At 62.3% G+C, this 11,880-nt stretch carries 12 protein-coding genes; 3 read left to right on the forward strand and 9 right to left on the reverse strand.

The window, feature by feature from the left end; translation table 11 throughout:
• Positions 1-4: 4 nt before the first annotated feature.
• The gene (locus L4923_RS23300; RefSeq protein WP_239369491.1) at positions 5-268 is read left to right on the forward strand and encodes a DUF982 domain-containing protein; all 264 of its coding nucleotides are present in this window, start codon (positions 5-7) and stop codon (positions 266-268) included.
• A 274-nt stretch (positions 269-542) separates the two neighbouring features.
• Here L4923_RS23300 and L4923_RS23305 read toward each other — a convergent pair whose 3' ends face one another.
• The gene (locus L4923_RS23305) at positions 543-971 is read right to left on the reverse strand and encodes a nuclear transport factor 2 family protein (protein ID WP_239369492.1); all 429 of its coding nucleotides are present in this window, start codon (positions 969-971) and stop codon (positions 543-545) included.
• 247 nt (positions 972-1,218) lie between these two features.
• The gene (locus tag L4923_RS23310) at positions 1,219-1,512 is read right to left on the reverse strand and encodes a hypothetical protein (protein ID WP_239369543.1); all 294 of its coding nucleotides are present in this window, start codon (positions 1,510-1,512) and stop codon (positions 1,219-1,221) included.
• Positions 1,513-1,797: 285 nt separating this feature from the next.
• Between L4923_RS23310 and L4923_RS23315 the strand changes: the two genes are divergently transcribed.
• The gene (locus L4923_RS23315; RefSeq protein ID WP_239369493.1) at positions 1,798-2,658 is read left to right on the forward strand and encodes a mechanosensitive ion channel family protein; all 861 of its coding nucleotides are present in this window, start codon (positions 1,798-1,800) and stop codon (positions 2,656-2,658) included.
• A gap of 58 nt (positions 2,659-2,716) precedes the next feature.
• Here L4923_RS23315 and L4923_RS23320 read toward each other — a convergent pair whose 3' ends face one another.
• The 5 genes from L4923_RS23320 to L4923_RS23340 form a co-directional block, all read right to left on the reverse strand.
• Positions 2,717-3,094, reverse strand: a complete 378-nt coding sequence (locus L4923_RS23320) for a type II toxin-antitoxin system death-on-curing family toxin (RefSeq protein WP_343303992.1) — start codon at positions 3,092-3,094, stop codon at positions 2,717-2,719.
• A 301-nt stretch (positions 3,095-3,395) separates the two neighbouring features.
• Positions 3,396-5,408, reverse strand: coding sequence for a putative 2-aminoethylphosphonate ABC transporter permease subunit (locus L4923_RS23325; protein ID WP_239369495.1), 2,013 nt, complete (start codon positions 5,406-5,408; stop codon positions 3,396-3,398).
• Position 5,409: 1 nt separating this feature from the next.
• Positions 5,410-6,564, reverse strand: coding sequence for a putative 2-aminoethylphosphonate ABC transporter ATP-binding protein (locus L4923_RS23330; RefSeq protein ID WP_425530997.1), 1,155 nt, complete (start codon positions 6,562-6,564; stop codon positions 5,410-5,412).
• Positions 6,565-6,630: 66 nt separating this feature from the next.
• Entirely contained in the window at positions 6,631-7,653 is a 1,023-nt protein-coding gene (locus L4923_RS23335) for a putative 2-aminoethylphosphonate ABC transporter substrate-binding protein (protein WP_239369496.1), read from the reverse strand.
• A 314-nt stretch (positions 7,654-7,967) separates the two neighbouring features.
• A complete protein-coding gene (locus L4923_RS23340; protein WP_239369497.1) occupies positions 7,968-8,825 on the reverse strand; it encodes a LysR family transcriptional regulator in 858 nt (285 codons plus the stop codon).
• Between the two features lie 92 nt (positions 8,826-8,917).
• Here L4923_RS23340 and L4923_RS23345 point away from each other — a divergent pair, with 92 nt between their 5' ends.
• Positions 8,918-9,295: a tautomerase family protein gene (locus L4923_RS23345; protein ID WP_239369498.1), complete on the forward strand. Its 378-nt coding sequence runs from the start codon at positions 8,918-8,920 to the stop codon at positions 9,293-9,295.
• Between the two features lie 45 nt (positions 9,296-9,340).
• Here the strand turns inward: L4923_RS23345 and L4923_RS23350 are convergent, their stop codons facing one another.
• Together L4923_RS23350 and pbfA are read right to left on the reverse strand one after the other, a co-directional pair.
• On the reverse strand, positions 9,341-10,456 hold the full coding sequence (locus tag L4923_RS23350) for a TIGR03364 family FAD-dependent oxidoreductase (RefSeq protein WP_239369499.1): 1,116 nt from the start codon (positions 10,454-10,456) through the stop codon (positions 9,341-9,343).
• 33 nt (positions 10,457-10,489) lie between these two features.
• Positions 10,490-11,851, reverse strand: coding sequence for a (R)-1-hydroxy-2-aminoethylphosphonate ammonia-lyase (pbfA, locus tag L4923_RS23355; RefSeq protein WP_239369500.1), 1,362 nt, complete (start codon positions 11,849-11,851; stop codon positions 10,490-10,492).
• Positions 11,852-11,880: the final 29 nt, after the last annotated feature.

Consider the following 11,880-nt stretch of genomic DNA (forward strand, 5'->3'; position numbering starts at 1 on the left):
TTTTATGGAAAATCTTTCCTTTCGAACGCCCGTTGTAATTTACGCCGGCGTTCCAACGAAGTTTCACCTCGTGTCGAATGTATCCGACGCGTCAGATTTTCTTTTTGACAATTGGGCAGACAACGACAGCCCGCAGTGGAACGAGGCGTTGAACAGATGCGCCTGGGCATGCGTCGGAAAAGCGAGCGTGGAAGGCGCGCGATCGGCGTTCCTGGTTGCCATCAAGACGGCAGGCATGAGGATCGATCCCTCGGTTGCCTTGTACTAGAGCGTTTCCGTTTTTCACGGAAACGCGGAAACGCTCTAAGTTTTTGTTTTCGTCGCATTTTTGTGGTGATTCCACTTGGCTACAAAATGCTCTAAAGCGCACAAAACAAAAAAGCCGCTGGGGATATCTCCCAACGGCTCTGCTGTCTCTTTCGAGAGTGCCCTTCTACGATCAACTCGCCAGTACATCCGTGGTCGGACGAAGGCAGAAGGGAAAGCGCATCAACCTCTGACGGGGACGCACCGTAGCTGTATGGAAGACGATTGCGGTTTATTCAAGACCTGACTGAAGACTGCATAATGATCTCGGCGGTGTCGTAGTAGAACGGCGTGCCGTCGAGCAGCAGTCCGTCCTTGAAGTGCAGCACTTCGGCAAAGGGCTGCCGGATGACGGCGCCGGTGGCGCGTGATGTGAGCGTCAGGCAGCACGACATGAAGACGGTGTCTTCAACGCGCGCCGCCGTCATGTCTTCGACCGCCATGTCGCTCCAGGCATCGCGCATCCTGCCAAGCAAGGCAGCGATGCCCTCGAGCCCTTTCCAGTCGCCGGCATAAGGCAAGGATGCGGGCTCATGCACGACCACATCGGCATGAAAGGCCCTGGCAAGGCTTTGTACATCCCTCCCATCCGATCCGAGGAAGTCCAGCTCGACTTCGAACATGCGCTCCAGCAGAGGCATGGCATTCGTGCAGTCGCAATTCATTGTTTGCTCCATTCATTGGCCTGGGCGTGTGATCAATGCAGCCGAGCGCATCGGCCGCCACCCGGTTCCTGCTTGCGAAGGCGGCGGCACGGGCCAAGCGAACAGAGCAGCCGGAGCGCGTCCGCAACGAGATCGATAGGCAGGTGTGAAAATGCCCGCCCTGTTGCCAAGGCGGGCCTCCAGGAAATGCGAGAGCTTTCCTTTCTCGGTTTGCAGTCAGTTATGACAACGCAACGAATTTAAGCTCCTAGTTCGAGCCGCCGAGCTGCTTCGTCATCTTGCAGAAATTGTCGTGTTCCTTGGCGATGACCTCGTCGCCGCAGTCCTTCTTCATGCTGGCGCGGTCATCATCGGTCAAAGCCATCCAAGCGGCCTTGAAGTCAGCCTCGGATTTCAAGGTCTTCATATCCTTGTCGGTGTAGAATGGCGCCATCTTCGCAGAATCATCGAGAGCAGAAGTGCCCTTGTCGCCGGCGGCCAGCGCCGAGCCCGTCATCAATGCGAGCGCCATCGCGCCCAGGGTAAGCATCTTCACGTTCATCTTCGCCTTCATGGGAACGTCCTCCTATCTGGCAACTGCCGGAAGTAACAGTCGTGCCAAACCAACGCGATTTTCGGAAAAGGTTTCCAAAAACCTCACCCAGTGCGCCTTCGTTGCCCGAAGTTGCGTCGCGAAGCGTCGGAGCCTCCGAACCGGCTTGAGACCTCATCTCCTCCCCCTGCCGCCCGACTGAGGCCCCATTCAAACGCTTAGCTCCGGTCCGCAGATGCGATTCATTTCAGCACGCGGCGTCATTGCCGCGCGATTTTGCAGGAGGGAGAGACCATGGAAACCCAGACGCGACAGGCGATCGACGCCTTTCAAAACGGCTTTCAGCAGTTGAGCGGCCTGGCCGTGACCTATGCCTTTTCGGTGCTGGGCGCGATCATCCTGCTCCTTATCGGCTATTTCCTGGCGGGAGTGATCGAGCGCGCGTTGAAGGGGGCCATCGGCCGGGTCCCCGGCTTCGATCAGACCCTGGCGCAGTTCTTCGCGAAGATCGGCCGCTATGTGGTGCTGGCGCTGTTCATCGTCATGGTGCTCGGCCAGTTCGGGGTGCAGACAGCTTCGATCATCGCTGCCATCGGCGCGGTCGGCCTGGCCGTCGGCCTGGCGCTGCAAGGCACGCTGCAAAACATCGCCGCGGGCCTGATGCTGCTAGCACTCCGGCCGCTGCGTGTCGGCGAATATGTCGAGGTCGGCACCGTCAAGGGCACGGTGGAGGATATCGGCCTTTTCGCCACGCGGCTGCGCACCATCGAAGGCGTCTATGTGCTCGCCCCGAACTCCACGCTGTGGAGCGAGCCGGTCTACAACTTCAACCGCAACAAGGTGCGCCGCAACGACCTGATCATCGGCATCGGTTATGACGACGACATCGACCTTGCCCAGAAAACCATGCTGGACCTTGCCGCAAAGGACAAACGCATCTTGCGCGACCCGGCGCCCAGCGCATCGGTTTCGGAACTCGGCGCGAGCTCGGTCAACGTGACGCTGCGCTATTGGACATCGGCGTCCGACTATCTCGCGACACGGTTCGACATGACCAAGGCCGCCAAGCTCGCCTTCGACGAGAAGGGCATCTCGATTCCGTACCCGCAACAGGAGATCGTCTATCGCGAGGTGGGCAAACAGGGCGCAGGCTGAGGGATGGTTCGGGGTTCCCGGTTTTTGATCGGACGCGGCGGGTGCCCCGAATAAGCAGTCATCTGCTGGCGACAAAGTAGAAGACTTGCTCTTCGAACCTTTGCATCGTGATGTCACCGCTGATCAATTTTACCAGTTCTTGGGCAATCTCTTCCGAATCCCAAGTAATTTCGTAGCCATTCAAGGCCATAAACATCATTCCGGCCGTCCACCCAGTGCGCTTGTTACCTTGCTCAAACGGATGGTTGCGCGCGATCGCGACAATGAGAATGACGGCGAGCCGCAAAACATCGATCTCGCCATTGTAGAGGTAATGGTTGATTGGACTGGCAACCGCGCTTTCAAGCAAATCCCGACTGAGGAGCTGATAAGGCTCTCCAGTTGCTGTCACCTCATCCCGATTTATCTTTATAACTTCCTCTGCGGGAAGCCACACAGGCTCACTTTGCAAGTTCCGCCCGGATCTTGGGGAACTTACTCATGATTTCCGCGCGCAATGCGTTCATGTCCACCGGCCCCTTGGGGGGACGTGGGGGAAACTGTACTGGGTCACTTTTGACGACTGGAACTGCAAAACGATTAATCATGACACCCGTCTCCCTCAACTTGGAGGGTGGTCTAATAATCGTAAATCATCCCGACGGTTGCAACACCTCGGCGCAAAAAATATTTATCGTTTCTCACTTAACCAGCCCCGACGAACAGCGCGCGATCAAAGTGCGAAGTTGCTCTGGCCCCTACCTCCCCCGCCAGACCTGCGTGCGCGAGAGCAGGACGCGCGAGACGGCGGCGTGGATCAAGCGGGCGGCGATGTTAGTGTAGAAGATCATCATGCCCATGGCGGCCGCCGGCGCGACGTCGCCGGCATCGTCCATGTTGAGCACGGCCACCGAGGCCAGCTGCGTCTGCGTCGAATAGAGGAACACCACGGCCGAAACCGTCGTCATGGCATTGACGAACAGGTAGATCGAGATGTCGAGGATCGCCGGCAGGCAGACCGGCAGCGTGACGCGGAAGAACAGCTTGTGGAAGGGCTGCTTCAGCGAAGCCGCCACCGGCTCGAACTCGCGGTCCATCTGCTTCAGCGCCGTCAGCGCGGTGAGGTGCGATACGGTGTAGAAATGGGTGATCGTGCAGATCACCAGAATGGCCATCGAGCCATAGAGCGCGTGCAGCGGGTTGGCGGGATTGTTGAAGAAGAAGATGTAGGCAAGGCCGAGCACCATGCCCGGCACCGCCATGGGCAGCATGGCGAGGAACTGGAACAGTGAGCGGCCGGCGCGGAAGCCGTCGCTCTTCTCCACCATATAGGCGCCGGTGAAGACGATGATGGTGCCGAAGACGGCGGTCAGCAGCGCCATCTCGATGGAATTGTAATAGGAGGCCCAGCCGCCGCCATCCATCAGGTCGAAGCGGAAATTCTTCAGGCTCGGCGTCAGGTCATAGGGCCAGAATTTCACCATCGCTGCCAGCTGGCACACGCCGATCATGGTCAGGATGAAAGCCGCGATCAGCGTACAATAGGCAAAGCAGCCCCAGTCGAATCCCGGGTTCGGCTTCGGCTCGTAGGGCACGGAGCGCGCCGACAGGAGCGCCACCTGTTTCTTCTGGATGATCCGGTCGACGAAGAAGGCGGCAATCGCCGGGATGATGAGCAGCACCGACACCACCGCCCCCATCTCGAAGTTCTGCTGGCCGATGACCTGCTTGTAGATGTCGACGGCCAGCATGTTGTACTGGCCGCCGATGACCTTGGGCAGGCCGAAATCGGTGATGACCATGGTGAAGACGACAAAGGCGGCCGAGATGACGCCGTAACGCGCGCCGGGCACCGTCACCGTCCAGAAGGTACGCCATTTCGAGGCGCGCAAGGCGGCGGCGGCCTCGTAATGGCGGGCGTCGGCGACGCTGAGCGAGGTCGAGATGATGAGCAGCGCATGCGGCAGCGTGAAGAAGACGGAGCCGATGACGATGCCGATCGGCCCGTAGATCGAATGGCCCATCATCCAGCCTTTCAAGAGGCCCTGGTTGCCGAACAGATAGACGAGCGCGATGCCGGGCAGCAGCGACGGCACCAGGATCGGCACCGTCATGACCAGCCGGAACAGACCCTTGAAGCGCATGCGGCTACGGTTCAGCGCATAGGCCAGGCCGAAGGCGATGGCGATGACCAGCACGGTGCTGATCGCTCCCATCAGCACCGAGTTCCAGATCGCCTGCGCCAGCGAGGGCGTCGAGAAATAAGCGACGAAATTGTCGAAGCCGACGCTGCGGCCGGGACGCAGCACGACGCGGCGGAAGGTGTTGGAATCGACCTCCACCCAGTCGGTGCCGCGCTTCAGATCCGACCCGACCAGGAAGGCTGCATCATTTGTCGTGCCGCGGATGCGGTATTTGACCGGGCTGCGGAAACTGAAATCCTCATAGAGCTTGGTCAGCGACAGCCGCCCATCGGAGCCGGTGTCGAGCTCTGCGTCGGTGATCGCCTTGGCGTCGGCATTGAGCGCGGCCACCGTGCGCGCCGGGCCGAAAGCGGTGCCGCTGTCGTCGCTGCGCTGGATCTCGAAGGCGTTGAGGTCGAAGCGATAGGTCGACATCGACTTCGACAGAAGCACATAGAGCGGGGCGGCAAGCGCCAGCACGAGATAGAGCGCGATGACCAGCATCAGCCCGCGCCTGACGACATCGTCCGACGACAGCTGCAGGCGCGGCGCGCGGCCGGCGGGAAGGGCTGAGACGACCGCGCTCATCTCAAGCCGCCTTCGGGAAGACGAGCACGCGGTTCTGCGGCAGCTCGGCGCGCATGGCTCCACCCTTTTCTATCCCCAGGCGGCGGACGGCGTTGATGGAGAAATCGGCAATCAGCACGCGTTCGCCGAGACGCGGCGACGACAGCCGGCAACGCCAGAAGCCGCCGAGGAATTCCATCTCCGTCACGGTGACGTCGATCAGGTTCTGCGGCGTCTTGATGTCTTCGCGCCCGTCCAGCGCATGGGGGATGATGTCGACGGGACGGATCACGGCGTTCACGTCGCTGCCGGCCGCCACCTCGCAGGATGCGCAGGCCAGTTCCGTGCCGGCGAGCCCGACCGTGTCGTTCCGGATCATCCTTGCCGGGAATTGGTTGGTCTCGCCGATGAAGTCGGCCACGAACAGCGTGCTTGGATGGCGATAGATCTCGGTCGGCGTGCCGATCTGCTCGATAACGCCGTGGTTCATCACCACGATGCGGTCGGCCATCGAGAGCGCTTCCTCCTGGTCATGCGTGACCATGATGGTGGTGACGCCGAGCTTGCGCTGCAACTCCTTGATCTCGTGGCGCAGATGAACGCGCACCTTGGCGTCGAGCGCCGACAGCGGCTCGTCAAGCAGAAGCAGGCCCGGCGAAACCGCCATGGCGCGGGCGAGCGCGATGCGCTGCTGCTGACCGCCGGAAAGCTGGGCCGGATATTTCTTCGCCTGTTCCGAAAGGCCGACCAGAGCGAGCAGCTCCGCGACGCGCGCCTGTATCTCCTGTTTCGGTCGCCGGGCATTCTCCAGCCCGAAGGCGATGTTCTTCTCGATCGTCAGGTTGGGGAACAACGCATAGGACTGGAAGACGATGCCGTAGTCGCGTTTCGACGGCGGCAGGCTGGAAATGTCCCTGCCCGCCTGGCGGATCGAACCGCGCGACTGCAAATCGAGGCCGGCAATGGCGCGCAGCAAGGTGGTCTTGCCGCAGCCGGAGGGGCCGAGGAAGCAGACGAACTCGCCTTCGCGGATATCCAGCGAGACGCCCTTAAGCGCCACGAAGTCGCCGAACACCTTCCACAGCTGATCGATGACCAGATAGCCCGGCTTGGGGGCAGCTTGCGGCTCGAAGTGCATCGGAGCGGCGGCCGCTCCGGTGACGGTCTCATGTTTCATCTCGCGGCCCATGTCTCGTGTTCAAGCAGAACAGGCGCCGCTGTTGGCGGCGCCCGGCTGGAATGCTCAGCTCTTCGGCTCGGACTTGGCGTCGTAGCGCTTTGCCCATTCGGCCAGCACCGCCTTGCGGTTGTTGGCAGCCCACTCGAAATCGTTCTTGATCATACGGTCGGCGACATTGGCGGGCAGATGTTCCACCGGCTTGGCGATGCCGGGATAGGCCAGTACGGCGTAACCCTGGTTGTACATCTCGTTTGCCTCTTTCGAGACCGAGAAGTCGACCAGCTTCTTGGCGGCTTCGAGATTGGCGGTGCCTGCAACGATGGCGGTGGCCTCGGCTTCCCAGCCGGAGCCTTCCTCGGGGAAGATGATGTCGATCGGCGCGCCGGCCGCCTTGGCCTTGGCGCCGGGGAACTCGAACGAGATGCCGATCACCGTCTCGCCTGCGCCGGCCATCTTGCAGGGCTTGGAACCCGAATGGGTGTAGGCGGAGATGTTCTGGTGCAGGCCATCCATGAAAGCCCAGGCATCCTTCTCGCCGAACATCTGCAGCCAGGCCGAGACATCGAGGAAGCCGGTGCCCGAGGAATTCGGGTTCGGCATCACGACATGGCCCTTGTATTCGGGCTTGGTCAGGTCCTTCCAGCTCTTGGGGGCGGCGATGCCGAGCTTCTTGGCTTCCACCGTGTTGAAGCAGATGGCGGCGACATAAGCGTCCATGCCGGTCCAGGACGGCGGATTGGCGCTGTCGACGAACCGCTTGTCGAGTTTGTCAACGCCGGCCGGTGCATAAGGCTCCAGCATGCCTTCGCTCTTCAGCAACAGCAGCGAAGTCGCCGCCAGGCCCCAGACGACATCGGCCTGCGGATTGTCCTTCTCGGCGAGCAGCTTGGCCGTCATCACCCCGGTGGAGTCACGAACCCAGTTGATCTTGATGTCGGGATAGGCCTTCTCGAAAGTCGCCTTGTAGCGGTCGAGGTCGACGGCCTCGATGGCGGTGTAGACCGTCAGGTTGGTTTCGGCGATCGCGGTCGAGGCAACAAAGGTCACGGCAAGTGCGGCTAGCACGGATGCTGGACGAAATTTCATGGCTTGGATTCCCCATCTGGTGGCACATTCTTCGATGCATTGGGACGCCGATTGCAAAATGTGCCGACCCAGAGAATGCCGGCACGCGTCGTCCATGAGTCACTGTAGAGGAGGCCAATACGATAAGGGAAATCTATTTATCCTATGGAGGAATAGATTTGATTGATGTTTGTCGTGAGGGTGTCACGAAGGGGTTTTGGGCTGATCTTGCCATGTGTTCCGGAGTGCGGATTTCCATGCGGCACCCCTCTCTTCGGGTCTGAAGCAGGAAGACGTTACGAGTCGCTGCTAAAGGAGGCGCTCAACCGAACAACCTATCCTCGCACCGCGCTCCGGAAGGCGGCCGAGAGTGCGGCAAGCGCTTCGCGGGACCGGTCGTCCGTGACCCTTGAGTGAAGCAGAACCGGCAGGCGCGGCAGGTTGGGGAGGCCGAGCCTGGGGCCGACGTCGACCGCACCGAATGGCAGCATGCGGGGAGACAATGCCGCGACGCCCAACCCGGCCACGACAGCTGCCGAAACAGCCGAAACGCCACCGCCGACGAATATTTCCGTCCACGGCACGCCCGCCTCATCGAGAAGCTGGCACGCCATGATACGCACGCCACAGGGCTCGGGCATCGTGGCAATCGGCAAGGGCTCACCCGCATGGTGCTGCCAGCTCGGCGATGCGAACCAGCCGAACTTCTCCTCGGCTATCACTTCCCCGTCGCTGCGCCCCGCATGCAGGCGAACGAGCACGGTATCGAGCTCGCGTCGGTCGAAGCTTTGAAGCAGGTCGCCCGACGACCCGATGCGGATTTCAATCAGCAGATGCGGATCCTGCGCGTTCATGCGCGCAATCAGCGCGGGAAGTTCCGGCCCCGCAACATGGTCGCTGATCCCTAGGGTGAGCCGCTGCCGGGCACCCGTGAATGCGGCCAGCGCCCGATCATGTGTCTCGACGAGTTTGCGTGCCTGTTCGAGGAAGCCGGCACCACGCGCCGAAAGCTGAACGGAGCGGGGCGTCCGTTCGACGAGCCGACAGCCCAGCCCGTCTTCGAGCCGTTTCAGCCTCAAGCTGACCGCCCCTTGCGTCGTGCGCATGGCCTCGGCCGCGCGGGTGAAGCTGCCAAGTTCGGCGATGCGGAGAAAGGCCCGGACGGCCTCGATGTCGAGGGTGGGGTTAGCCATTTCAGATCATTATCACTGATATTCAAATCCATACATATGAAAATAGATCCATGGCGGTTAGCGTTCGTCCACAGGATGGAAAGGAACCCGCGATGCCGCTTCTCCACATCTCCTTGCGCGCCGGAAAGCCGGAAGCCCACCGGCAGGCGATCTTCGACAGCCTCTACCGCGCTATGCGCGATGCGCTCGCCGTTCCCGCGGACGACCAGTTCATGACCATCACGGAGCATGACGAAGCGAATTTCCGTTACGGCGCGGCCTTTGGCGTGGCCCGGAGCGGCGATCTGGTTTTCATCCAGATGACCGTGTTCAACACGCGCACCGTGGAACAGAAAAAGGCGTTCTTCCGGCGGGCCACGGAATTGCTGGGGGAAAGCCCCGGCATCCGGCCAGAGGATGTGTTCATCAACATCATCGAATCCGCGAAGGAGAACTGGTCCGTCGGCCACGGCCTCGCGCAATTCGCCTGAGCAGCATGCCGGCCCCCACAAAAAGGGGATAAGGCGCAGGGGATTCTAGCCGAACAGCTCCGCCACCGTCTCCTCGCCAAGGGCGAAGCCGGTGCTGGCGCCGGTGCCGGAGGTGACCATGACCAGCCTTATGTCTTCATGCGGGGCGTCGCGGAAGGCAGCATGGCGGGCGGAGGAATAGGTGCCGGTCCAGCGCGCCGTCACAGTCCGCTGGGCAGCTGGAAACAGCCGGGCGAATTCACGCAGGATGAGCCGGTCGACTTCTTCCGAGCCGAAAGGATCGGGCGTGGTGCCGTAGTGGTGGGAATCGCCGATGACCAGCGAACCGTCGGCACTCTGGGTGACGATCAGGTGGACGCCGTTGGCGAGTTCGTCGGCCTGCTCGCTTTCGAGCCGGCGACGCAGTGCTGCCGCCTCGGGCAGCAAGGCATAACCTTCGTACCGCAGCAGGCTGAGGTCGGAGACCAGCGCGGCGCCAAGCTGAAAACCGGGATCGGCGAGGCGCAGCATCTGCAGCTTGCAGCGGCGCACCCCATATTGGCCTATACGTTCGGGAAAGAGGCTGGTCAGGTCGTCGCCAGGACATACAGCCACTTTGACGGCATGGACCGGACCAGCGCTGGTCACGACCCTGCCGGGTTCAATGGCGGTGACGGCGACACCGAAACGGAATTCGACTCCCATCTGTTCGGCCAGGAACGCGGTCAGCTTCGGCAGCACCTCGCAGGATTCCACGCGCAGCTCATGCGGACTGTAGAGACCACCGGCAATCTCGGCGCCATGCAAGGCCGGCAGGCGTGCCGTGACATCGGCCGGCGACAGCAACGCGCAATCGTCGCCGTCCGGCGTTGCCGCGAAAGCCTGCAGCACGGAAAGCGCTTCGGGCCGGCGGGCGACGACAAGCTTGCCGCGATGCAGGACGTCGAGCCCGGCCTCCGCGGCAAGATCGAGCCAGATGGCGCGGCTGCGTTCGGCACGGCTGCGCGAGATGCCGGGCTCCTGCCCGCTGACCACGACCAGCCCGAAATTGCGGATCGAAGCGCCGTTCGCCTGGGCATCACGGTCGATAACCACCACACGCAGGCCCCTCCGCGCTGCGGCGAGCGCATGGGCGAGCCCCACTATGCCGGCCCCGACCACCGCCAAATCATACTGCGCCACTGTCGTCTCCCGTTTCCCGCTTGTTGTTGCCGCCTATCCCGCCAGCACGGCACGCTCGACAATGGCAAGCGCGCGTTCGAGATCGGGGCGATCGATCACCAAAGGTGGCGAGAGCGTCAGGACATTGCCGGCGCTGATCTTGAAGCTCAGCCCCTCTTCCAGGCAGCGGTAATAGACACGCTCGGCGAGCTCGCGCGCCGGCCTGTAGCTGTCGCGATCCTCGACCAGTTCGACGCCCATCATCAGGCCACGGCCGCGCACCTCGCCGACATGCGGCGAACGGCCGATCAGTTCGGCGAGCCGTCCCAACGCGTAGGCGCCGAGTTCCGCGGCACGCTCGGCCAGCCCTTCTTCCTCGATGATGGCGATGGTGGTGAGCGCGGCGCGTGCCGTCACCGGGTTCTTCTCATGGGTGTAGTGGCCGATGGCGAAATCGCCCGCCACGTCGAGCGCGCGCCGGGCAATGACCGAGGCGATCGGCAGCACGCCGCCGCCCAGCGCCTTGCCCAGCACCACGATGTCGGGCGTGACATCGTCATGTTGATGCGAGAAGAACTTGCCGGTCTTGGCCAGCCCCGTCGGAATCTCGTCGAAGATCAGCAGCGTGCCATGGCGGTTGCAGGCTTCGCGCACCGTCTTCCAGAAACCGGGTGCCGGCACCAGCGGCGTCGCCCGCATCGGCTCGGCGATGACGGCGGCGAAGTCGCCTTCGCGGCCGAGCACATAGGAGATCATGTTCGCGCAGGCCTTGGCCGAGGCCTCGAGGCTGTCATGACCGTAGGCGCAGTTGCGGCTTGCCCAGGGCGCGACGTGTTCGGCACCCGTCATCAGCGGCCCGGCGATCTGCGAACGGAACGTCGCCTCGCCGCCGACGGATGCCGCGCCGAAACCGGCGCCGTGAAAAGCATCCCAGAAGGACAGCGTCTTGAAGCGGCCGGTGGCGGCGCGCGCGATCTTCAGCGCCACCTCGATGGCGTCGGACCCGCCCGTGGTGAACAGCACCTTGGACAAGTCCGCCGGCGCCAGCTGGCCGAGTTTTTCGGCGAGCTCGACAGCCGGCTCGTTGGCAAAGCGGCGCGGCGCGAAGGAGAGATCGTCGAGCTGCCGCTTGATCGCTTCGATCAGACGCGGATGCGCATAGCCGATATGATGGACGCTGTTGCCATGGAAATCCATGTAGCGCCGGCCGGCCAGGTCCTCGATCCAGATGCCCTCGGCTTTACGAATGGTCGACACGCAGGGACTGGACAGAGACTGGTGCAGAAAGGCGTCCGCGTCGCGCTGCAGCAGGTCGCGCGACGGGGCATGGTCCTGGCGCGCATCCCACTCCCTGCGGGCGGGCGCCTTGTTGGACTCCCCTTCGGTGTGCACGATCGCCATGGCAGCTTCTTCCATTGCAAGTTCGAGGGCAGGCAGGCGCGCTG

This window comes from Terribium retamae, from assembly GCF_022347545.1.
Taxonomy (GTDB): Bacteria; Pseudomonadota; Alphaproteobacteria; order Rhizobiales; family Rhizobiaceae; genus Mesorhizobium; species Mesorhizobium retamae.

Coding starts and splice junctions, on each gene's coding strand:
- L4923_RS23300 (WP_239369491.1), top strand. CDS start 5: ATGGAAAATCTTTCCTTTCGAACGCCCGTTGTAATTTACGCCGGCGTT.
- L4923_RS23305 (WP_239369492.1), bottom strand. CDS start 971: ATGAATTGCGACTGCACGAATGCCATGCCTCTGCTGGAGCGCATGTTC.
- L4923_RS23310 (WP_239369543.1), bottom strand. CDS start 1,512: ATGAACGTGAAGATGCTTACCCTGGGCGCGATGGCGCTCGCATTGATG.
- L4923_RS23315 (WP_239369493.1), top strand. CDS start 1,798: ATGGAAACCCAGACGCGACAGGCGATCGACGCCTTTCAAAACGGCTTT.
- L4923_RS23325 (WP_239369495.1), bottom strand. CDS start 5,408: ATGAGCGCGGTCGTCTCAGCCCTTCCCGCCGGCCGCGCGCCGCGCCTG.
- L4923_RS23330 (WP_425530997.1), bottom strand. CDS start 6,564: ATGAAACATGAGACCGTCACCGGAGCGGCCGCCGCTCCGATGCACTTC.
- L4923_RS23335 (WP_239369496.1), bottom strand. CDS start 7,653: ATGAAATTTCGTCCAGCATCCGTGCTAGCCGCACTTGCCGTGACCTTT.
- L4923_RS23340 (WP_239369497.1), bottom strand. CDS start 8,825: ATGGCTAACCCCACCCTCGACATCGAGGCCGTCCGGGCCTTTCTCCGC.
- L4923_RS23345 (WP_239369498.1), top strand. CDS start 8,918: ATGCCGCTTCTCCACATCTCCTTGCGCGCCGGAAAGCCGGAAGCCCAC.
- pbfA (WP_239369500.1), bottom strand. CDS start 11,851: ATGGAAGAAGCTGCCATGGCGATCGTGCACACCGAAGGGGAGTCCAAC.